This is a genomic window from Blastococcus capsensis (genome assembly GCF_030165005.1).
In the GTDB taxonomy this organism is placed as follows: Bacteria; Actinomycetota; Actinomycetes; order Mycobacteriales; family Geodermatophilaceae; genus Blastococcus; species Blastococcus capsensis.
The window spans coordinates 17,195-37,439 of record NZ_JASNNW010000028.1; the positions used below are offsets into that span (position 1 = coordinate 17,195).

General features: G+C 72.8%; 22 protein-coding genes and 1 pseudogene. 9 read left to right on the top strand and 14 right to left on the bottom strand.

Features of this window, described 5'->3' with window-relative positions; translation table 11 throughout:
- Window positions 1–167 precede the first annotated feature (167 nt).
- Both QOZ86_RS19110 and rsrA read left to right on the top strand, forming a co-directional pair.
- Window positions 168–860, top strand: a complete 693-nt coding sequence (locus tag QOZ86_RS19110; protein ID WP_284493566.1) for a sigma-70 family RNA polymerase sigma factor — start codon at window positions 168–170, stop codon at window positions 858–860.
- Complete coding sequence (rsrA, locus tag QOZ86_RS19115) at window positions 860–1,201, top strand: mycothiol system anti-sigma-R factor (protein WP_014377708.1); 342 nt, start codon at window positions 860–862, stop codon at window positions 1,199–1,201. The genes QOZ86_RS19110 and rsrA overlap by 1 nt, the downstream gene beginning before the upstream one ends.
- 238 nt (window positions 1,202–1,439) lie before the next feature.
- Here the strand turns inward: rsrA and QOZ86_RS21295 are convergent, their stop codons facing one another.
- Complete coding sequence (locus QOZ86_RS21295) at window positions 1,440–1,514, bottom strand: 50S ribosomal protein bL37 (protein WP_014377707.1); 75 nt, start codon at window positions 1,512–1,514, stop codon at window positions 1,440–1,442.
- A 171-nt stretch (window positions 1,515–1,685) separates the two neighbouring features.
- Between QOZ86_RS21295 and QOZ86_RS19120 the strand changes: the two genes are divergently transcribed.
- The 3 genes from QOZ86_RS19120 (at window position 1,686) to QOZ86_RS19130 (ending at window position 4,848) form a co-directional block, all read left to right on the top strand.
- Window positions 1,686–2,735 carry a biotin carboxylase N-terminal domain-containing protein gene (locus QOZ86_RS19120; protein ID WP_284493567.1) on the top strand — a complete coding sequence of 350 codons (1,050 nt, stop codon included), beginning with the start codon at window positions 1,686–1,688 and terminating at the stop codon, window positions 2,733–2,735.
- Between the two features lie 56 nt (window positions 2,736–2,791).
- The gene (locus QOZ86_RS19125) at window positions 2,792–3,013 is read left to right on the top strand and encodes a biotin/lipoyl-binding carrier protein (RefSeq protein WP_284493568.1); all 222 of its coding nucleotides are present in this window, start codon (window positions 2,792–2,794) and stop codon (window positions 3,011–3,013) included.
- A gap of 353 nt (window positions 3,014–3,366) precedes the next feature.
- On the top strand, window positions 3,367–4,848 hold the full coding sequence (locus tag QOZ86_RS19130) for a sensor histidine kinase (RefSeq protein ID WP_284493569.1): 1,482 nt from the start codon (window positions 3,367–3,369) through the stop codon (window positions 4,846–4,848).
- A 126-nt stretch (window positions 4,849–4,974) separates the two neighbouring features.
- On the opposite strand, the gene QOZ86_RS19135 is transcribed toward QOZ86_RS19130, so the two are convergent.
- Both QOZ86_RS19135 and QOZ86_RS19140 read right to left on the bottom strand, forming a co-directional pair.
- Window positions 4,975–5,226: a WhiB family transcriptional regulator gene (locus QOZ86_RS19135; RefSeq protein WP_041775839.1), complete on the bottom strand. Its 252-nt coding sequence runs from the start codon at window positions 5,224–5,226 to the stop codon at window positions 4,975–4,977.
- 279 nt (window positions 5,227–5,505) lie between these two features.
- On the bottom strand, window positions 5,506–6,525 hold the full coding sequence (locus tag QOZ86_RS19140; protein ID WP_284493570.1) for a diacylglycerol/lipid kinase family protein: 1,020 nt from the start codon (window positions 6,523–6,525) through the stop codon (window positions 5,506–5,508).
- Between the two features lie 82 nt (window positions 6,526–6,607).
- Here QOZ86_RS19140 and QOZ86_RS19145 point away from each other — a divergent pair, with 82 nt between their 5' ends.
- Window positions 6,608–7,090: a hypothetical protein gene (locus QOZ86_RS19145; protein ID WP_284493571.1), complete on the top strand. Its 483-nt coding sequence runs from the start codon at window positions 6,608–6,610 to the stop codon at window positions 7,088–7,090.
- Between the two features lie 101 nt (window positions 7,091–7,191).
- On the opposite strand, the gene QOZ86_RS19150 is transcribed toward QOZ86_RS19145, so the two are convergent.
- The 6 genes from QOZ86_RS19150 to sodN all read right to left on the bottom strand — a co-directional run bounded on the left by QOZ86_RS19150 (window position 7,192) and on the right by sodN (window position 11,328).
- Complete coding sequence (locus tag QOZ86_RS19150) at window positions 7,192–7,974, bottom strand: HAD-IIA family hydrolase (RefSeq protein WP_284493572.1); 783 nt, start codon at window positions 7,972–7,974, stop codon at window positions 7,192–7,194.
- A 23-nt stretch (window positions 7,975–7,997) separates the two neighbouring features.
- Entirely contained in the window at window positions 7,998–8,468 is a 471-nt protein-coding gene (locus QOZ86_RS19155) for a quercetin 2,3-dioxygenase (RefSeq protein WP_284493573.1), read from the bottom strand.
- A gap of 81 nt (window positions 8,469–8,549) precedes the next feature.
- On the bottom strand, window positions 8,550–9,029 hold the full coding sequence (locus QOZ86_RS19160) for a GNAT family N-acetyltransferase (RefSeq protein ID WP_284493574.1): 480 nt from the start codon (window positions 9,027–9,029) through the stop codon (window positions 8,550–8,552).
- Window positions 9,026–9,853, bottom strand: coding sequence for a CDP-diacylglycerol--serine O-phosphatidyltransferase (gene pssA, locus QOZ86_RS19165; protein WP_284493575.1), 828 nt, complete (start codon window positions 9,851–9,853; stop codon window positions 9,026–9,028). Before pssA ends, QOZ86_RS19160 begins: the two co-directional genes overlap by 4 nt.
- Before the next feature lie 10 nt (window positions 9,854–9,863).
- Complete coding sequence (locus QOZ86_RS19170; protein ID WP_284493576.1) at window positions 9,864–10,529, bottom strand: phosphatidylserine decarboxylase; 666 nt, start codon at window positions 10,527–10,529, stop codon at window positions 9,864–9,866.
- A 394-nt stretch (window positions 10,530–10,923) separates the two neighbouring features.
- Window positions 10,924–11,328: a superoxide dismutase, Ni gene (gene sodN / locus QOZ86_RS19175; protein WP_284493577.1), complete on the bottom strand. Its 405-nt coding sequence runs from the start codon at window positions 11,326–11,328 to the stop codon at window positions 10,924–10,926.
- 144 nt (window positions 11,329–11,472) lie between these two features.
- Here sodN and QOZ86_RS19180 point away from each other — a divergent pair, with 144 nt between their 5' ends.
- Window positions 11,473–11,775, top strand: a complete 303-nt coding sequence (locus QOZ86_RS19180) for a S26 family signal peptidase (RefSeq protein ID WP_284493599.1) — start codon at window positions 11,473–11,475, stop codon at window positions 11,773–11,775.
- A gap of 72 nt (window positions 11,776–11,847) precedes the next feature.
- On the opposite strand, the pseudogene QOZ86_RS19185 reads toward QOZ86_RS19180, so the two are convergent.
- A pseudogene (locus QOZ86_RS19185) lies at window positions 11,848–12,342 on the bottom strand (dTDP-4-dehydrorhamnose 3,5-epimerase family protein); the annotation flags it as partial.
- Between the two features lie 53 nt (window positions 12,343–12,395).
- Between QOZ86_RS19185 and QOZ86_RS19190 the strand changes: the two are divergent.
- The gene (locus QOZ86_RS19190) at window positions 12,396–13,592 is read left to right on the top strand and encodes an NAD(P)-dependent malic enzyme (protein ID WP_284493578.1); all 1,197 of its coding nucleotides are present in this window, start codon (window positions 12,396–12,398) and stop codon (window positions 13,590–13,592) included.
- Window positions 13,593–13,658: 66 nt separating this feature from the next.
- Here the strand turns inward: QOZ86_RS19190 and QOZ86_RS19195 are convergent, their stop codons facing one another.
- Window positions 13,659–14,846, bottom strand: a complete 1,188-nt coding sequence (locus tag QOZ86_RS19195; RefSeq protein ID WP_284493579.1) for an RtcB family protein — start codon at window positions 14,844–14,846, stop codon at window positions 13,659–13,661.
- 76 nt (window positions 14,847–14,922) lie between these two features.
- Between QOZ86_RS19195 and QOZ86_RS19200 the strand changes: the two genes are divergently transcribed.
- Window positions 14,923–15,219 carry a hypothetical protein gene (locus QOZ86_RS19200; protein WP_284493580.1) on the top strand — a complete coding sequence of 99 codons (297 nt, stop codon included), beginning with the start codon at window positions 14,923–14,925 and terminating at the stop codon, window positions 15,217–15,219.
- 1 nt (window position 15,220) lies between these two features.
- Here QOZ86_RS19200 and QOZ86_RS19205 read toward each other — a convergent pair whose 3' ends face one another.
- The 3 genes from QOZ86_RS19205 to QOZ86_RS19215 form a co-directional block, all read right to left on the bottom strand.
- Window positions 15,221–15,934, bottom strand: a complete 714-nt coding sequence (locus tag QOZ86_RS19205; protein WP_284493581.1) for a metal-dependent hydrolase — start codon at window positions 15,932–15,934, stop codon at window positions 15,221–15,223.
- A gap of 142 nt (window positions 15,935–16,076) precedes the next feature.
- Window positions 16,077–16,265, bottom strand: a complete 189-nt coding sequence (locus tag QOZ86_RS19210) for a DUF6104 family protein (RefSeq protein ID WP_091928837.1) — start codon at window positions 16,263–16,265, stop codon at window positions 16,077–16,079.
- Window positions 16,266–16,332: 67 nt separating this feature from the next.
- Window positions 16,333–20,136 (bottom strand): multifunctional oxoglutarate decarboxylase/oxoglutarate dehydrogenase thiamine pyrophosphate-binding subunit/dihydrolipoyllysine-residue succinyltransferase subunit, encoded by a 3,804-nt coding sequence (locus QOZ86_RS19215; protein WP_284493582.1) that lies wholly within the window; start codon window positions 20,134–20,136, stop codon window positions 16,333–16,335.
- Window positions 20,137–20,245: the final 109 nt, after the last annotated feature.

A 20,245-nucleotide genomic window follows, 5' to 3' on the forward strand; every position in this document is an offset into this window, starting at 1 on the left:
CGGGAATGCCCCCGCCCGGCCGGGCGGTTGCACCGGCCGTGAGCAGCACCCTCGCCAGCACGCGCACACGGGCCGCGCACCGACGTCCCCCGGGCCGTCCGGACGCAGCACGGCTAGGATCGACCGATGTGGCGCCCCGCATCAGGGGGCCCCAGAGAGGATGGTCGGTGCCTGAGGATCCCGCGGTCGACAACCCCGGCCAGACGCCCGTGGCCGCACCCGTGGAGGTGCCCGAGGCCCGCGAGGGCGGCAGCCGCACGGAGGTGGCCGAGACCCGCGCGGAACGCGATGCGCGGTTCGAGCGGGATGCGCTGCCCTTCCTGGACCAGCTCTACCCGGCCGCGCTGCGGATGACCCGCAACCCGGCCGACGCCGAGGATCTGGTGCAGGAGACGTTCGTGAAGGCCTACTCGGCCTTCCACCAGTTCGCCCAGGGCACCAACCTCAAGGCGTGGCTTTACCGGATCCTGACCAACACCTACATCAACAGCTACCGGAAGAAGCAGCGGCAGCCGCAGCAGTACCCCACCGAACAGGTGCAGGACTGGCAGCTGTACGCGGCGGAGGAGCACAGCTCCACGGGGCTGCGGTCGGCCGAGATCGAGGCGCTGGACCACCTGCCGGACTCCGACATCAAGGAGGCCCTGCAGCAGCTGCCGGAGGACTTCCGGCTGGCCGTGTACCTCGCCGACGTCGAGGGGTTCGCCTACAAGGAGATCGCCGAGATCATGGGCACGCCCATCGGCACGGTGATGTCCCGTCTCCACCGCGGTCGGCGCGGGCTGCAGAAGCTGCTGGCCGACTACGCCCGTGAGCGCGGCTTCGTCCGTGCCGGAGCCGGTGAGGAGGCGAGCCACTGATGGCCGACGAGGCTTCTCAGGCCGGTGGGCCGATCGAGATCAACTCCTGCGACGACGTCCTGACGCACGTGTTCGAGTTCCTCGACCACGAGACCAGCGACGAGCGCCGCGGGCTGATCGCCGAGCACCTCGAGGACTGCTCCTCGTGTCTGCGCGAGTTCGGCATCGAGCAGGAGTTCAAGGCGCTGGTGCGCCGGCGCTGCGGTGGGGACAAGCCGCCGTCGGGCCTGCGGGACCGGATCAAGATGCAGCTGACCACCGTGTCCATCGAGGACGACGGCACCTCGGTCAGCGTCGAGCGGTTGACGATCGAGCGGTCGGCGGAGCGCCCCACCGCATAGGACCGGGAAACGCCAGAGGCCCAGAACCGGTCCGGTTCTGGGCCTCTGGCGCGCAGCCCCTCTGCGTACAGAGGGGGTCGCTCTCAAGCGTCACCGCTGGCGCGACTCCGCGGCCCGGTCCGCTCCTCGCTCGGAGCCGAACGCCGCCTCCGCGGTCGCTCCGCTCCTCGCTCGTTCCTCGCTGCGATGCTCACTCCCTGTCGGCGGCGGCCTCGCTGCGATGCTCCCGGGCCTGTCGTCACGCGTTGGGGCGCTTGCCGTGGTTGGCCTTGTTCCCCTTGCGGGAGCGACGCTTGCGTCCACGCTTGGACATCGCTGCCCTCCTCTCACACTGCCGGTGGGCCGCTGGCCCGTGGATCCCGCGGGGCCGCAGCGTGGTGCACGTAGGGTGCGCGACGCCGATGGACCCGCCAAGCTGACCCGACAAGCCTCTCACGGGGGAACCCGGCCGTGCGCCGGGCAGGGCGATGCAGGAGGAACAGCAGTGCCGCAGCTGGGGAACGAGACCGTCCTGGTCGCGGGACGGGGTCCGGCGGCCTGCGCCGTGATCACCGCCTGCCACCGACTGGACGTCAAGGCCGTGGCGGTGCATAGCGAGGTGGAACGCGCCGCACGGCACGTCCGGCTGGCCGATGACGCCGTCCTGCTCGGCCCGGCGCCCGCGACGGAGTCCTACCTGGCCGTCGACCGCATCGTCGAGGCCGCCCGCCGCAGCGGGGCCGGCACCGTGCTGCCGGTGCCTCCGGCACTGGCCGGGAACGCGCGGCTGGCCGGCGCGGTCATCGCCGCCGGGCTCCGCTGGGCCGGCCCCGATCCCGAGGTGCTGGAACGGCTCGGTGGGGACGGCGTGGAGCCGGCCAGCGAGCGCGGCTTCCTGGCCTGGGTGACCGCCGAGGGGCTGCGTTTCACGACCCCGGTGGCCCGCGACCGTGCCGCCGGGATCGCCCGGGTCTCCTGGACGCCCACCCTCCCGGAGGAGCTGCCGTCGGCGGCCTCCAGGCTGGCGGAGGTGGGCTGGCGCGGCCTGGTCACCGTGGGCATCGCCCCGGACGGCGCACTCGCCGAGGTCGCCGCCGGCTTCTCCCTGGACATGGCCGTGCTGGAGCGCGCGCACGGGGTGGACGCCGTGGAACTCGCCCTCCGCAGCGCGGACGATCCGCGGGCGGCCGGACCGGGCTCCACGGGGCACACCGCGCCGCGGGCCGCGATCGCCGTCCAGTTGCGGTCCACCCTTCCCCCCGGGACCGCGGGCCGGATCAGCGGCCGCCTCCCGGGCTCGGGCCGCCCACCGGCGGCCGACGCCGTCGTCGACCTGGTGGCGCGCAGCGGCTACGACCCGGGCGACCGGCTCGACGGCTGGTACGACGCGCTGCTGGCCACGGTCAGCGTGGGCGCCGACGACATCCCGACGGCGGCAGGGGCGGCGAGCCGGGCGCTGTCGGGGATGCCCGAGACCGGTGTGCCGCACGACGGTCCGGAGGTGCGCGCGGTACTCGGCCGACTCGCCTCGGCGGCGACCGTGCCGGGAGCCTGAGCGGCGTCCGCCGTGCTTGGATGAGGGCTCACGAACGGCGAGCGCGGGAGGAACCGGTGGCGGTCGAGGAGATCCACGCGGAAATGGTCTCCAGCGTCTGGAAGGTGCTCGTCGCACCGGGGACGCCCGTGGCGGCCGGTGACACGCTGGTGATCCTCGAGTCGATGAAGATGGAGATCCCGGTGCTCACCGAGCGTGCGGGCACCGTCCAGGAGCTGCACGTGGTGGAGGGAGAGGTCCTCCAGGAGGGCGACCTGATCGCCACCGTCTCTGCCTGACGGCCCCGTCCGGAAGCTCACCCCGAGCGTGCGACGGGTGAGGAGGACGGGATCCTCATGGAGCTCCCGGCCGTGGACGAACAGGCCAGGGACCGGCGACCGGTCCCGGTCCGGCATCCGGTCGAAGTCCAGCAGCCGGTGCAGCCGGTGCAGCCGGTGCAGCCGGTGCGCGGCGGTCGTACGCGGTTCGGACCCGGCCGCCCGGACCGCGCACCACGAGCAACTCCGCCCGGCCGGCGACGTCGGCACACCGGAAGAGCAGGACCGGGCGCGGAATGCCGTCGTCACCCCCGACGGCTGCCGCCTCCCGAGCGTGCGAGGGCGAAGGCGCCCTTCTCTAGGCTCGGGGCACCATGAGCAGCCTCTCCGAGCGCCTCACCCGCGGGACGGTGTCCAGCCCCGCGCAGGTCGACCACGCCCGTCGGCTGGTCGCAGACTGGCAGCTGCTGGCCGACCTGGCCTTCGCCGACCTCACCCTGTGGGTGCCGTTGCCGACCGGGGCGTGGTGGTGCGTGGCGCAGGTCCGTCCGCTCACCGCCCCGACCAGCCTTCCGGAGGACGTGGTGGGCGTCGAACTCGACGTGGCCGCTGCCGAGGCCTTCGCCGCGGCGCACCGGGACGGGCGTCCGGTCACGCGTGGCGAGCCGGACCGGAGCGGCAGCACGCCCCGGCGGCGGGAGGTCATCCCGGTCCGCCACGCGGGCGTCGGTGTCGCCGTCCTCGCCAAGGACACCAGCCTGGCGGTCACCCGGGCGCCGTCGACGCTCGAGTTCACCTATCTGGACATCGCCGCCGACCTCTGCCTCATGGTGTCGGCCGGCACCTTCCCGCCGGAGAAGCTCCAGGACGCCGAGATGGGTCCCCGGGTCGGCGACGGGCTGGTGCGCCTCGACGGCGCCGGGCGGGTCACGTATGCCAGCCCGAACGCGCTCTCGGCCTACCGGCGGATCGGGGTGGCCGGCGATCTCGCCGGGGCCGACCTGGCCGAGGTCACGTGCCGCGTCGTGACCGACCGGGTCGCCGGGGAGTCGGCGGCCGCCCGTGTCACGGCGGCGGTCGCCGGGCGGTACCCCGACCCCATGGACGTCGAGGCCGCGAGCGCCACGCTGCTGCTGCGGGCGCTGCCGCTGCAGGCGCCCGGCGCCGACCCGGGGGCGCTGGTGCTGGTCCGGGACGTCACCGACGTGCGGCGCCGGGACCGGGCGCTGCTCACCAAGGACGCGACCATCCGCGAGATCCACCACCGTGTGAAGAACAACCTGCAGACGGTGGCCGCGTTGCTCCGGCTGCAGGCCCGGCGCATGACCGAGCCGGCCGCCCGGGCGGCGCTGGAGGAGTCGGTGCGCCGGGTGGCGTCGATCGCCGTGGTGCACGAGACGCTGGCCGGCAGCCGGGAGGACGTCGTCGACGTCGACGACGTGCTGGACCAGGTGCTCCCGATGCTGGGCGACCTCACCTCCGTGGGCCCGGCAGCCGGCACCCGCCGCACCGGCTCGTTCGGGGAGCTGCCGGCGGCGGCGGCGACGCCGCTGGTCCTGGCGGTCACCGAGCTGCTGCACAACGCCGCCGAGCACGCGTTCGTCGGTGCCGAGCCCGGGACGATCGAACTGGTCGCCGAGCGCGACGGCGACGACCTGGTCGTCCGGGTCCGCGACGACGGGCAGGGCCTGCCGCCGGGGTTCGACCCGACCGACAGCGACGGTCTGGGGCTGCAGATCGTCCGGACGCTGGTGACCAGCGAGCTCGGTGGCAGTCTCAGCATGGGCACGCCGGAGGGCCGGACCGGCACCGAGGTGGTGCTCACGCTGCCCGGCGGGAAGCGACCGCGACGCTGAGCCGGCCGACTCCGAGAACGCCGAGGCCGGTCCGGGGAGAACCCGGACCGGCCTCGTGGCGGTCAGTGCGATCGCGGTGGTGCGGTGGCCGCGAGGGCGTCCCCGCAGCCGGTCGTGTCCTCCGGATCAGGCGGTGTGCACCCGGGTCCGAGCCTGACGGCGCTTCAGCGCGCGTCGCTCGTCCTCGGAGAGCCCACCCCAGACACCGGAGTCCTGACCCGAGCGCAGGGCCCAGTCCAGGCACGGCTGCACGGCCGGACAGCGCTGGCACACGGCCTTCGCCTGCTCGATCTGGACCAGGGCGGGGCCGGTCGTCCCGATCGGGAAGAACAGCTCCGGATCCTCGTCCCGGCAGAGCGCACGGTGGCGCCAGTCCATGGCGTTGTACTCCTCGATGTCGTCTACGGATTACTGCGTCAGTCGCCTGCTCGGTCCGCCTTCGCCGGGCCGACACCGGTTACCCAGCGCCATGGCGGCAGCGACTTTCCCGCTCTGTTACCGACAGGTTGCGTTCCAGCAGCGATGTTTTCACGGCAGGGACGCCTGTCAAGGGAAACGGGCTGAGGGCGGACCCCCGCGTGAGCAACCTCACCACGACCGTGATAGGCCCGCCACTCGGCGGGGCGAGTACCACCGCCGGACGCTCGAGGAATGCCCTCAGGCGACCACGCGGAGCGCGTCCGGCACGTTCTGGATGCGCAGCCCGGTGGCGGTCCCCAGGTGGTCGCCGTCGACCTGCCAGCCCTGCGGCCGGTCGGCGGTCAGCGCGAGCTGCCGGAGGTCGTGCCGGCGGTGCAGCCCCCGGCCCCGGAGGTCGGGCTCCCGCGCCATCGTCTGCCGCAGCGCCAGCAGCATCCGGGCGGTGCTCGTGCGGCCGAGGGCGAACACGTCGAGCCCGGTCTCGAAGGATGCCTCGGGCGTCGGGTTCACCGGGCGCGCGCCCAGATAGGTCCAGGGGCTCACGTTGGAGATCAGGCACAGGAACAGACCCTCCAGATCCGGTTCCCCCGGCACCTGCAGGCTCATGGCCGGACGGCGCCGCTCCCGGCCGAACAGGAAGGCGCTGGTGGCCTCTCGCACGTAGAGCGCGCCGGTGGACCGCCGTCCCTGTGCCCGGCGGGCCTCCACCCGGGCGATGACGTCGGCGTCGAAGCCGAGCCCGGCCGCGAAGACGAACCAGCGAGGGGTCGTCCACCCCGACTCGTCGGCGTCGGCCCGGGCCACCGCCTCGGCCACCGCCGGCGCGACGCCGGTGACCGCCGCCGTGCTGGTGCCCGTGGCGCTCGCCGTACCCAACGAGACGAGCCGGGTCCGGCCGGCCCGCAGCGCGGCCAGGATCTCGGCGGTGGCCTCCACCGGGTCGCGAGACCGGCCCAGGGCCCGGGAGAAGACGTTCGTCGATCCGCCGGGGACGACGGCCAGGGTGGGCACCGCCGGACCCGGGCCATCGCTCAGCAGGCCGTTGACCACCTCGTTGACCGTGCCGTCGCCGCCCAGGGCGACCACGACGTCGATTCCGTCGGCCGCGGCCTGGGCCGCCAGTTCGCGGGCGTGCCCGCGGTGGCCCGTCTCGGTGACGTCGACCTTGAGCTCGCTGGCGAGCGCCCCGACCAGAACGTTCCGCATCTTGGCGGTCGTGGTGGTCGCCGCGGGGTTGACCACCACGAGCGCGCGCATGCCGCCAGGCTATCCAGCGGCGCCGGACGGTCATGGGAGGAAGCGGGGCCGGGGGCCGGCCGCGCCGCGTAGTCTCGCCGTCGTGACCGAGGACCGGAGCGCGCCGTCCCCGCCGCCCCGTCGCCTGGCCGACCGGTTGTTCGGCGCTGCGGCGGCGCAGCCGGCGCCGCGCCCGCCGCGGCCCGCGACCGCTGCGCCGGCGTCCCTGCGCCGGGCCGCGCTGGCGGTCGCCGTCGAGGCGCTCGCCTTCGCGCTCGGTGCCCTGGTCCTGCTGTTCCTGACGCTGACCGGGAACCCGGAGAGCGTGCCCCGGGCGGTGGCCGAGGTGGTGCTCGCCGGCCTGGTCGCGGGCGTCCTGGGTGCAGGGGCCCGGGGTCTCCGGCGGGTGGCCGGCTGGGCTCGCGGGCCGGTGATCGCGCTCCAGCTCTTCCTCGGCCTGACCGGCTTCACGTTCGCGTTCTCGGCCCAGCTGCCGCTCATCGGCCTGCCGATCCTCGCGCTCGTGGCCACGGTGCTCTACCTGCTGGCGACCCCGGAGTCCCGGCTGGCCTTTCTCGACCGCTGACGGCCCGTCCCGGGAAGCGCCGTCAGCTCGCAAGCGGCACACGGCCCCGCCGCAGGGGCCCGCGCCGAGCGTGCGAGGCGTGGGGGCGGTGGGGTCCTTTCTCAGATCACATCGATGACGTCGGCGATCGAGTCGCAGACCCGGCTGGGGCGGAACGGGAAGCGGCTGACCTCGCTCGCCGTGGTGGAGCCGGTGAGTACCAGGACCGTCTCCAGCCCGGCCTCGATCCCGGCCACGACGTCGGTGTCCATGCGGTCGCCCACCATCATCGTGGACTCCGAGTGGGCCTCGATCCGGTTCATCGCACTGCGGAACATCATCGGGTTGGGCTTGCCCACGAAGTAGGGCTTGGCGCCGGTGGCCGCGGTGATCATCGCGGCCACCGATCCGGTGGCCGGCAGCGGGCCCTCGGGGGAGGGGCCGGTCACGTCGGGGTTGGTCGCGATGAACCGGGCGCCGCCCGCGACCAGCCGGATCGCCCGCGTGATGGCCTCGAACGAGTAGGTGCGCGTCTCGCCGAGGACGACGTAGTCCGGGTCGGTGTCGGTGAGCGTGTAGCCGGCCTCGTAGAGCGCGGTGGTCAGCCCGGCCTCGCCGATGACGTACGCCGAGCCGCCGGGCAGCTGGGAGGTGAGGAAGTCCGCCGTGGCGAGGGCCGAGGTGAAGATCGCCGCCTCGGGCACCTGCAGGCCGCCCCGGGCCAGGCGGGCGGCGAGGTCGCGCGGCGTGAAGATCGAGTTGTTGGTGAGGACGAGGAACCGGCGGCGCCGCTCGACGAGCCGGTCGAGGAACTCCTTGGCTCCGGGCAGGGCGTTGCCCTCGTGGACGAGGACGCCGTCCATGTCGGTCAGCCAGCACTCGATCGGTCCGCGCTCGGTCGTCACGGGGCGAACGCTAGCGCCCTTCCTCACGGCCACGCGGTCAGCACCTCGGCGCCGTAGTGCGCGGCGAGCGTGACGACCCGCGCCGGGTCGGGCGCGCCGTCGTACGGCGGCAGGGTGGGTGCGGTGGCCGGCTCGCCCAGCTCCACGAACAACCGCTCCACGCCACCGGGCGTGCAGAGCGTGAGCATCCGCACCTCGTCGGACTCCACGGTCAACAGGTGGGGGACGTCGCGGGGGCAGAACACCAGCGAGCCGGCGCAGGCGCGCAGGAGGTCGTCGCCGACCCGGACGGTGAGCTCACCGGCCAGGACCAGGAACGACTCATCCTCCCGGTGGTGGACGTGCGGCGGTGGCTCGGCCCCCCGGGGCAGGCGCTCCTCGAGCAGGCTGAAGGCGCCGCCGGTTTGCTCACCCGTGGCGAAGACGGTCAGCAGCTCGCCCAGGGACCAGTACGCGGGGGCGTCGTCGCGGTGCGTGGCGAACGGTCGGGGCATGGCGCGCTCCTCGGGGACGACCGGGTGGCGGCATCGTGCCGCGGGCCGGCACGCCGGTCCAGGCCCCGGTGCGCCACCGTTTCAGCGGCGGTCGGCAGCGAAGGAGTCCAGGGCGTCGTCGGTCAGGCGGAACACCGTCCACTCGTCCATGGGGACGGCGGCGGCGGCCCGGTAGAACTCGATCGACGGGGTGTTCCAGTCGAGCACCGACCACTCCAGCCGGGAGTAACCCCGGTCGACGCAGACCTGGGCGAGGGTGCGGAGCAGCTCGCGCCCCAGACCGGTGCCGCGGTGCTGTGGCTGGACGTACAGGTCCTCGAGGTACACGCCGTGCGTGCCGCGCCAGGTGGAGAAGTTCAGGAACCACAGGGCGACGCCGACCACGCTGCCCTGGTGCTCGGCCACGTGGCCGAACAGTGCGGGGGAGTCGCCGAAAAGGCAGCTGGTGAGCTGTTCCTCGGTCAGGCGCACCTCGTGCAGCGCCTTCTCGTACTCGGCCAGCTCGCGGACCAGGCCGATGACGGCCGGGACGTCGTCGGGGCGGACGGGTCGGACGCTCATGAGAGGACCTCCTTCAGCCTCGGCGGCAGCAGCCTGGCCAGCGGAGCGACGACTGGCACGAGGACCGGCGCGAACAGGTAGCCGTAGGCCAGCAGGCAGAAGGTGACCACGGGCCAGAGGGCGAGGCCGATGACCAGCAGCACAGCCGCGGCGATCAGGCCGTAGGGGCGCCCGCTCTTCGGGCTGACCAGCGACCGGAACGACCGGAACCGGATGTTGGTGACCATCAGCACCGCCGGCAGCGCGACGACGAGCAGCACCCACAGCCGGTCGCGGCCCTGCATGGCGTCCCCGAAGGCGAACACCGAGGCCAGCACGACACCGGCGGCGCCGGGACTGGGCATGCCGATGAAGTACCGCTTGTCCGCCGTCGGGTCGATCGTGGTGTTGAACCGGGCCAGCCGGATGGCTGCGCAGGCCACCCACAGGAAGCAGACGACCCAGCCCAGGGGGTCCCACTCGTCGCGGCCCTCGGAGAACAGGGTGAAGGCCAGCAGCGCCGGAGCCAGCCCGAACGACACCAGGTCGGCCAGCGAGTCGAACTGCAGGCCGAAGGGCGTCACGGCCCCCACCAGGCGGGCGACGGCGCCGTCGGTGATGTCGAAGAGCACCGAGAGCCCGATGAGCACCGCGGCCAGGGTGTACTGGCCGCGGATCGAGACCAGGATCGCGGCGAAGCCGCACAGCATGTTCGCGAGGGTGAACAGGCTGGGCAGCGTCGCCAGCGCGCGGCGGCGGCTGCCCCGAACCGAGCCGCGGACGAACTCGACGGTGGCCGTGCGGCGCGTCTGTGGCGGGCGTTGGCCGGATGCGGAGCTGGGCACGGACGCCACCTCAGTCGGTCGAGGGCCAGCGGGCGATGACGGTCTCGCCGCCCCGCACCCGCTGCCCCTTCGTCACGGTGATCGTGCACTCGGGTGGCACGAACACGTCCATGCGGGAGCCGAACTTCATGAGCCCCATCCGCTGACCGGTCTCCAGCCGCTGGCCCCGGCCGGTCCGGGTGACGATCCGCCGCGCCAGCACGCCGACGATCTGCCGGAAGACCACCGTGCGCTCGCCGTCGCGCAGCCGCAGCTCGCTGCGCTCGTTGCGGTGCGCCGACTCCTTGCGGTAGGCGGCGAGGAAGCTGCCCTTGCGGTAGGAGCTCTCCACGACCTCGCCCCGGTAGGGGGAGCGGTTCACGTGCACGTCGACCACCGACAGGAAGACGCTGACCTGCTGCCAGTCGCCCTCGGGCGCGACGCCCTCCTGCGGCTCGCCGGCGACCATGACGACGCCGTCGGCAGGCGACACGACGTCGTCGGGACCGGGCGTGGTGGTGTCGCACCGGCGGTCGGGATCGCGGAAGAACAGCGCCATGTAGGCGGAGAGGCCGAGCAGGGGCCAGGCGGCCAGGCGCGGCCAACGGTGGCCCGTGGCCTGGCCCCCCGCGGCGAGCAGGGCGGCCGGAGCCAGCGGTCCGGTGATGAAGGGCCAGCCGGCGGGGTCGATGCGCATCGTGTGCGAACGCTACCGGGCGCCTGGGGATGCGGTTCCGGACTCGCGGGTCGGACCCGCGTCAGGAGCGGCCGGGATCCGCGCCACACACTCGGTGATGCGGCGGCGGGGAGGGCCCCGTACGAGTCCAGGCACCCCATCGTGGCGTCGTCGCACAGGTCGCCGCCCGTGGCCTTCAGCACCGCCGCGCCCAGCTCGTGGACGACCTCCCGAGGATGCCGGGCTGCACTGTCGGCGGAGGGCGGCCACGACGTCGAAGGAGGCGGCGTTGCGCTCGAGCAGGCCGCCGGTCAGGAACACGAGAACCGGCCGCCGGCGGGCGACAGTCCGACAGGCGGCGGACGGCGCCGGCCGACAGGTGTCGACCGGCGCCGTCCGAGGCGCTGCCGGAGGGTCAGGCGGCGGCCTTGGTCTCCCAGAAGATCTTGTCGATCTCGGCGATGTAGTCGAGCAGCTTCTGGCCCTCGGCCGGGTCCATGCTGCCCTTGCCACCGGCCGCGCCGGCCTGCTTGGTGGCCTTGTTGAACAGCTCGTGCAGCTGCGGGTACTTCTCGAAGTGCGGCGGCTTGAAGTAGTCGGTCCACAGCACCCACAGGTGGTGCTTGACCAGGTCCGCCCGCTGCTCCTTGATCATGATGGCGCGGGTGCGGAAGACCGGGTCCTCGTTGGCCTGGTACTTCTCCTGGATGCCCTTGACGGACTCCGCCTCGATGCGGGCCTGGGCCGGGTCGTACACGCCGCAGGGGAGGTCGCAGTGCGCGGTGGCCTCCACGGCGGAGAACATGCGGATGAGACGCATGGAGATGCCTCCGAAGATCGTGGGGTTGTGTCGTCTGCGACCCTACTCGCGGTGACCGACGGGGACAGTCTGGGAGATCGCGCGAGGGCAGAGGTGGCCGGGCTGCCGAGCGCTTGGGCAGCGGTCCGGGTGAGCGGCCCGTCGATGTCACCGACGGTGCGTTCCGGCGATCGGCTGCTCGCCCGAAGGGTGCGGCCGGGGAGCCGGTCGGGGGGGCGGGTGCGGCCGGGTGACGTCGTCCTGGCCCGTTTCCCGGCGCGACCGGAGCTCCTGGTGGTCAAACGGGTGCGCCGGGCCGTCGACGGCGGGCACTGGGTGGAGGGCGACAACCCGTTCGCCACCGACGACAGCCGCTCGTTCGGCCCGGCCGTGGTCGTCGGCCGGATCGTGGGACGGCTGTGGCCGCGGCCGGGCCGGCTGCCGGGACGGCCCTCGGGCGTGGCGTAGCGCGGTGTACCGCGCCGCGCACTCCTCCATGGTCGGCAGGAGGCCCTGCTGACGGTCCTCGTCGAGCGTGGGGGCGGCACGGTCCTCGGCCGACGGCTCCAGCTCCACGTCGGCGGGCCAGGGCAGGTCGAGAGCCGGGTCCAGCGGCGAGACGCCGAACTCGCGCGCCGGGTCGTAGCCGGAGGAGACGAGGTAGGTGACGGAGCTCGCGTCGGCCAGGGAGACGAACGCGTGGCCCAGGCCCTCGGCCAGGTACACCCCGCGGGGCCGATCGCCGTCGAGCACCACCAAGTGGTGCACCCCGAACGTCGGGGAGCCGACCCGCACGTCGACCACGACGTCGAGCACCCGGCCGGCGGGGCGGTGCACGTACTCGGCCTGACCGGGCGGCACGAGGGCGAAGTGCACGCCCCTCGGAGGACGCCTCGTGCGGAGACGCTGTGGTCGGCCTGCGCGAGGGACAGCGCGTGTCGCGCGGAACCACTCCGTGAAACATCTTCGCGTGTCGCCGTGCGGCACCAGGTCGAGCACGTAGCTGTCGGGGACGGCGAGCTCACCGATCTCCACGCCGGCACCGTAGCGACATGCACCCGCCCGGCCGTCGTTACGCTGCTGTGCCCATGAGCGGAAATGCCGGGCCCGGGCAGCACCTCAGCACCGACCGCTTCGCCGACGATCCGGCGTTCGCGGTGCACGAGGGCGGCAAGCTCTCCGTGGCCTCCACCCGCTCGATCGGCTCGATCGCCGACCTCGCGCTGACCTACACCCCCGGCGTCGCCCGGGTGTCCAGCGCCATCGCGGCCGAGCCGGAGCTCGCCCGTCGCTTCACCTGGGCGCCGCGCGTGGTCGCCGTCGTCTCCGACGGCACCGCGGTGCTGGGGCTCGGGAACATCGGCCCCGTGGCCGCCCTGCCGGTGATGGAGGGCAAGGCCTGCCTGTTCAGCGAGTTCGCCGGGCTCTCCTCGGTCCCCATCGTGCTGTCCACCACGGACGTCGACGAGATCGTCGAGACCGTCGCCGCCATCGCCCCGTCCTTCGGTGGCATCAACCTCGAGGACATCAGCGCGCCCCGCTGCTTCGAGATCGAGGCCCGGCTGCGCGACCGCCTGGACATCCCGGTCATGCACGACGACCAGCACGGAACGGCGATCGTCGTGCTCGCCGCGCTGCGCAACGCGGCGAAGGTCGTCGGGCGGGAGCTGGCCGACCTGCGCGTGGTCGTCTCCGGTGCTGGCGCCGCCGGCGTGGCGTGCACGAAGATCCTGATCGAGGCCGGCGTCGGCGACATCGCCGTCGCCGACTCGCAGGGGATCCTGCACCCGGGGCGCGAGGCGCTGACCGGGACCAAACGGTGGCTGGTGGAGAACACCAACGAGGCCGGCTTCGCCGGCTCCATGGTGGCGGCGCTCGCGGGCGCCGACGTCTACGTCGGAGTCTCCGGCGGCACGGTGCCCGAGGCGGCGATCGCGTCGATGGCCGAGAACTGCATCGTCTTCTCGCTGGCCAACCCCATCCCCGAAGTCGACCCGGAGATGGCCGCGAAGTACGCCGCCGTCGTCGCCACCGGTCGCAGCGACCTGCCCAACCAGATCAACAACGTGCTGGCGTTCCCCGGCGTCTTCCGGGGCGCCATCGACGCCGGCGCCACCGGCATCACCGAGGAGATGAAGCTCGCTGCCGCCACCGCGATCGCCGACGTGGTGGGCGAGGACCTGCGGCCGGACTACATCGTGCCGAGCCCGCTGGACCGCCGGGTGGCCACCGCGGTCGCCGAGGCCGTCGCCGCCTGCGCCCGCGAGCAGGGTGTCACCCGCTGAGGCCGGGGCGGTGGACCAGCCCCGGCACCCCGGCCAGCAACCGCTCGGCGACCGGCCGGTCCTTCTTCAGTCGCCCTTGACGTTCACCAGCTGGCGCAGCGTGTGCCGGACCTCGACGAGACCGACGGCGTCGGCCATCACGACGTCGATCTCCTTGTAGGCCGCGGGGATCTCGTCCAGGAACGCGTCGCTGTGCCGCCACTCGATGCCGCGCATCGACTCGTCGAGCTGACCCCGCGTGAAGGTCTTGCGGGCCCTGGTCCGCGAGTACACCCGGCCGGCGCCGTGCGGGGAGCTGTTCAGCGACTCCGGGTTGCCCAGCCCGCTGACCACGTAGCTCGCCGTCCCCATCGAGCCCGGGATGAGCCCCGCCTGCCCCTTCTCCGCCTGGATGGCGCCCTTCCGGGACACCCACAGCTCCTCGCCGAAGTGCTCCTCGTGCTGGGTGAAATTGTGGTGACAGTTGACTCGTTCCAGCTCCGGCGTCGCGTCGGCGCGCATGTGCCGGGCCAGGGCGTCGGCGACCCGGTCCATCATCTCCTCGCGGTTGAGCAGCGCGAAGTGCTGCGCCCACCGCAGCTCGGCGATGTACCGGTCGAACTCCGGGGTGCCCTCGTCCAGCCAGGCCAGGTCGCGGTCGGGCAGGTCGAGGCCGTCGCGCCGCGCCCGCTCGTGCGCGATCGCGATGTGCTTCTGGGCGATCCTGTTGCCCACCCCGCGGCTGCCGGAGTGCAGGAAGAGCCAGATGCGGTCCTGCTCGTCGGCGGTCACCTCGATGAAGTGGTTGCCCGAGCCGAGGCTGCCCAGCTGCAGCGCCCAGTTTGGCGCCGTCGCCGTCACCGAGTGCAGGACGCGGTGGCCGAGCTCCTCGGCCTTCGCCTCCAGCTCGGCGACCCGGCGGCGGGCGGTGTCGGTCAGCCTCTTGTTGTAGCGGCCCGCCGAGAGGGGTACGGCGCGCTCGATGTCGCCGCGCAGGGGCGCGAGCGAGCCGCGGGCCCGCACCTCGTCGGCCGACCACGGCGTGCGGACGGCGATCATGCCGCAACCGATGTCGACGCCGACCGCCGCCGGGATGATCGCCGCGCGCGTGGGCAGCACCGACCCCACGGTCGCGCCCTTGCCCAGGTGCGCGTCCGGCATGAGGGCGACATGCGGGTCGACGATGTCGAGCGAGGCGGTGCGCTCGGCTTGCTTGCGCGTCTCGTCGTCGAGGATGCTCGCCCAGTTCAGCAGTTTGTCGGACAGTCTTTCCACGCCCCGAGTCTGCGGGTCCCGGCCGATCGCGGCGAACGGTTTGTCGCGGGTCCGCGTCACGGGTACCGAACGGCGCATGGGAGCCAGCAGCGCGGCCGTCGCGGCCACGGACCAGTGGGTCGACCCCGACGACGGCATCCGGTACCCGGCAGGGGAGGTGCACGCGTGGGAGCGCGGGCGGAACGAGACGGTGTGCGGGCTCTCGCTCAGCAGATCGCGGCTGACCCGCTTCCCGCACGTCGGTTGGGCCGACGCTCAGCCCGAGTCGGGGCGGCACGCGGAGGGCGTGCAGGCGGTGTGCCGGCGCTGCCGCGCGGGCCAGGGAGCGCGCCGCGACGAGCGGGGATGGACGCGGACCAACCCCCGCCCGTGAGTCAGCCGGCGCTGAGCAGGCGGTCCACCAGCGGGTCCACGGCGAGGTGCAGGCCGGTGTTGCTGTAGGCGAGCACGACCGTCGCCACCACGAACAGCGGCACCAGCGCCATCTTCTCCACGGTCGCACCGGTGCGGATGGGAGAGAGGGCCAGCCGCTTCCGCTTGACCAGCCACAGCACTGGCACAGGCACGCCGGCGGTGGTGATCGCGTCGCCGAGGACGTGCGTCAGGACGCCGGCGGCCACCGCCCACGGCAGCCACACCGGGCTGCTCATGTGGTCGAGCAGCAGCCACGCGCCGCCCCAGGACAGCACCAGGTTCCCGAGGACCGTCGTCTCGGTCCGCCCGGGGATGACGAAGTGCAGCGCCCGCAGCGCCAGCCCGATCGCCAGCGCCATGAGCAGGAGACTGGACCAGAACGCGCCGGCGGCGAGCACGGCCAGGGCGCCGAAGGCCAGCGGGGCGAGGATGGCGTCGTGGGTGCCCCAGCGATGTCCGCCGGACAGCGCCCCGATCGCCCCTGCCGGTACGTCGGTCACCGGGCCCCACATGTCCGACACCGTGGAGTTGCGGTGGTCGAGGTCGGGCAGCATCGCGAACCCGCCGACGGCGGCGATCCAGGCGCCCTGGGCGACCGCGCCGTGGACCGGGGCCCACGGCAGCGTCGCGGCGCCGGTAGCGAGACCGGAGAGCGCGTGGGAGTGACCGAGCATGCTCAGAGCGTGGCTGCATCCGACCGTGTTGTTGCGCAGGCTCGCGGGATGGCTGGCGAGACCCGCCCAGTGCGACGAACTCGTGGCGATCAGCAGGGTGATGGCCACGAGTTCGTCGCACTCGGCGCGCGGGGCGGGCGGATCAGTCGTCGAGGTCGTCGTCGTCCGTGCCGCCGCGGGCGAGCCAGGTGGCCAGCCGCTCTACCGGCACCTCGAAGTCGGGGTGCTGGTCGACGAACGCCTGCATCTGATCGGCCAGCCAGGCGAGGGTGACCTGCTCACCGCCTCGCCGCTCGGCCAGCTCCTCCAGGCCCCTGTCGGTGAAGTACATGCCGCAGAACCTACGACGCCCGGTCCCCGAGCGGATCGGGGACCGGGCGTCGAAAGGGCTTGCCGGGTCAGCTCCCGAAGGCCTCGGCGACCAGCGTGCGCTGCTCGACCTCGTGCACCTTCGCCGAGCCCACGGCCGGGCTGGCCGACGCCCGGCGGCTCACCCGCCGGAGCTTGCGGCCGGACGGCAGCTCCTCGGGCAGGTTGACGGCCATGAACTGCCAGGCCCCCATGTTGGCCGGCTCCTCCTGCACCCAGACGACGTCGGAGGCATCCGGGTAGCGCTCGAGCTCCGCCCGGATCTGCTCGGCCGGCAGCGGGTACAGCTGCTCGACCCGCACCACGGCGGTGTCGGCGCGGCCGTCGGCCTCCCGCTGCGCCATCAGGTCGTAGGCGACCTTGCCGCTGCACAGGAGCACCCGCGTGACCGCGGAGGCCTCGAGCGGCTCGCCGCCGACCCCGGTGTCGGGCAGCACCGGCCGGAACTCCCGCTCGGTGAAGTCCTCGACCGGGCTGACCGCGGCCTTGGCCCGCAGCAGCGACTTCGGCGTGAAGACGATCAGCGGCCGGTGCACGTCCGACAGCGCCTGGCGGCGGAGCAGGTGGAAGTAGTTGCCGGGCGTGGTGCAGTTGGCGACCGTCATGTTGTTCTCGGCCGACAGCTGCAGGAATCGCTCGATCCGGCCGCTGGAGTGGTCGGGGCCCTGCCCCTCCATGCCGTGCGGCAGCAACATGACGACGCCGGAACGCTGGCCCCACTTGGCCTCGCCGGAGCTGATGAACTCGTCGATGACCATCTGGGCGCCGTCGACGAAGTCGCCGAACTGCGCCTCCCACAGGACCAGCGCCTTTTCGTTGGCCACCGAGTAGCCGTACTCGAAGCCCACTGCCGCGTACTCGCTGAGCAGCGAGTCGTAGACGAAGAACTTGGCCTGGTCCTCGGTGAGGTTGGCCAGCGGCGTGTACTCGGCGCCGTTCTCCCGGTCGATGAGCACCGAGTGGCGCTGCACGAACGTGCCGCGGCGGGAGTCCTGACCCGCCAGCCGCACCGGGACGCCCTCCATCAGCAGCGACCCGAAGGCCAGCAGCTCACCCATCGCCCAGTCGATGCCGCCCTCGCTGGCCATCGCCGCGCGACGCTCCAGCATCTTCTGCAGCTTCGGGTGCGGCGTGAAGTCCGGCGGGAAGGAGACGTGCGCGTCCCCGACGGTCTTGAGCACCTCGGGCGTGATCGCCGTCCGCACCTGCGACTGCTGCGGGGTGCGCGGGTCCATGACCGGCTCGGGCTTCGAGGAGTCCTGCGCGTCGTGCGTCTCGGCGAACGCCCGCTCGAGCTGACCGCGGTAGTCCTTGAGGGCCTCCTCGGCCTCCTCGAGGGTGATGTCGCCGCGGCCCACGAGCGCCTCGGTGTAGAGCTTCCGGACCGAGCGCTTGCGGTCGATGATGTCGTACATCTGCGGCTGGGTCATCGAGGGGTCGTCGCCCTCGTTGTGCCCGCGGCGGCGGTAGCAGACGAGGTCGACGACGACGTCCTTCTTGAACTGCTGCCGGTACTCGACCGCCAGCCGCGCCACCCGGACGCACGCCTCGGGGTCGTCACCGTTGACGTGGAAGATCGGCGCGTTGACCATGCGCGCGACGTCGGTGGAGTAGAGCGTCGAGCGCGCGGATCCGGGGCTGGTGGTGAACCCCACCTGGTTGTTGATGACCACGTGGACCGTGCCGCCGGTGCGGTAGCCGCGCAGCTGGGAGAGGTTCAGGGTCTCCTGGACCACGCCCTGCCCCGCGAACGCGGAGTCACCGTGCAGCAGGACCGGGAGGACGGTGAAGCCCTCCTCGCCCTTGTCGATCATGTCCTGCTTGGCCCGCACGATGCCTTCGAGGACGGGGTTCACCGTCTCCAGGTGGCTCGGATTGCTGGCCAGCGATACGGCGATCTCGGCGACGGGCTGGAACGGGTTGCGGAACCGGCCGGTGGCGCCGAGGTGGTACTTCACGTCACCGGAGCCCTGGACCGTGCCGGGGTCGATGTTGCCCTCGAACTCGCCGAAGATCTTCGCGTAGCTCTTGCCGAGCACGTTCGCCAGCACGTTGAGCCGGCCGCGGTGCGCCATGCCGATCGCGACCTCGTCCAGGCCGTGGTCGGTGCCGGCGATGAGCACCTCGTCGAGGATCGGGATGACCGACTCGCCGCCCTCGAGGGAGAACCGCTTCTGGCCGACGTACTTGGTCTGCAGGAACGTCTCGAACGCCTCGGCGGCGTTGAGCCGGCCCAGGATGTGCTTCTGCTTCTGCCGCTCGGGCTGCTCGTGCTTGACCTCGATGCGCTGCTGGAGCCACTCGCGCTCCTCGGGGTCGGTGATGTGCATGTACTCCACGCCGACCGTGCGGCAGTAGGAGTTGCGCAGCACGCCGAGGATGTCGCGCAGCGGCATGAGCCGTTCGCCGGCGAAGCCGCCCACGGGGAACCGGCGGTCCAGGTCCCACAGGGTCAGGCCGTGCTCGAGGATGTCGAGGTCGGGGTGGGTGCGGACCTTGAACTCGAGCGGGTCGGTGTCGGCCATCAGGTGGCCGTTGCGCCGGTAGGACTCGATGACCTCGACGACGCGGGCTTCCTTGTCGATCTGCCCCTCCCGCGTGACCCGCACGTCCGGCATCCAGCGCACCGGCTCGTAGGGGATCCGCAGCGAGCGGAAGACCTCGTCGTAAAAGCCGTCCTCACCCAGCAGCAGCGCGTGCAGCTTGCGCAGGAAGTCGCCGGACTCCGCGCCCTGGATGATCCGGTGGTCGTAGGTCGAGGTGAGCGTGATGATCTTCGAGATGCCCATCTCGGTCAGCACCTCGGGGCTCATCCCCTGGAACTCGGCCGGGTACTCCATGGCCCCCACGCCGATGATCGCGCCCTGGCCGGCGGTGAGCCGCGGCACCGAGTGGTTGGTGCCGATCGTGCCGGGGTTGGTCAGGCTGATCGTGGTGCCGGAGAAGTCCTCCATCGTCAGCTTGTTGTTCCGGGCCCGGCGGATGATGTCCTCGTAGGTGGCCCAGAAGCCGGCGAAGTCCATCTCCTCGGCGCCCTTGATCGAGGCCACCACCAGCGAGCGGGAACCGTCGGGCTTCGGCAGGTCGATGGCCAGGCCGAAGTTGACGTGCTCCGGCTGCACCAGCACCGGCTTGCCGTCGACCTCGGCGAAGGCGCTGTTCATGTTCGGGAACGCGTCCAGCGCCCGGATCAGCGCGTAACCGATCAGGTGGGTGAACGAGATCTTGCCGCCGCGCGCGCGGGCCAGGTGGTTGTTGATGACGATGCGGTTGTCGGCCAGGAGCTTGGCGGGCACCGCGCGCACGCTGGTCGCCGTCGGCACGGTCAGCGACGCGTTCATGTTCTTGACCACCGCGGCGGCGGCGCCGCGCAGCGGGGACTGCTTGCCGTCCCCGACCGGGAGCTTCGGAGCGGCCTTGGCGGCGGGGGCGGCATCGGCGGCGGGCTGGCTGGACTTCTGCACGGGCGGGCTCCCCGTCGGCTGGGACCCGGCGGCCGGGCGCTGGACGTCGGGCTTGTTCGCGGCGGCGGGCGCCTCCGGCGCCGGAGCGGCCGGCGCCCCCTGCTTCGGCGCCCCCTGCTTCGGCGCCGCCTGCTTCGGGGCCGCCTGCTTCGGGGCCGCCGCGGGCGCGCCCTCGCCGGGCGGCGCCTCCCCTCGGTCGCCACCACCGACCGGGCCACCCGGCCGGTAGTCGGCGAAGAACTCGTGCCACGCCTGATCGACGCTGGACGGGTCGGCGAGGTACTGCTGGTACATCTCCTCGACCAACCACTCGTTGGTGCCGAAACCGGCGACCGGGGACGAGGCGGACGACGGTCGGGATGAACTCACGCTTGACACGGGGTCGAGTGCCTTCTTCGTCTCGGGGCTGCGTCTGAGGGGCGTCGCTGAACCGGGTGTCGAGTCTACGCCCGTGTGCGGCGGCTGACCGGGCGTGGAG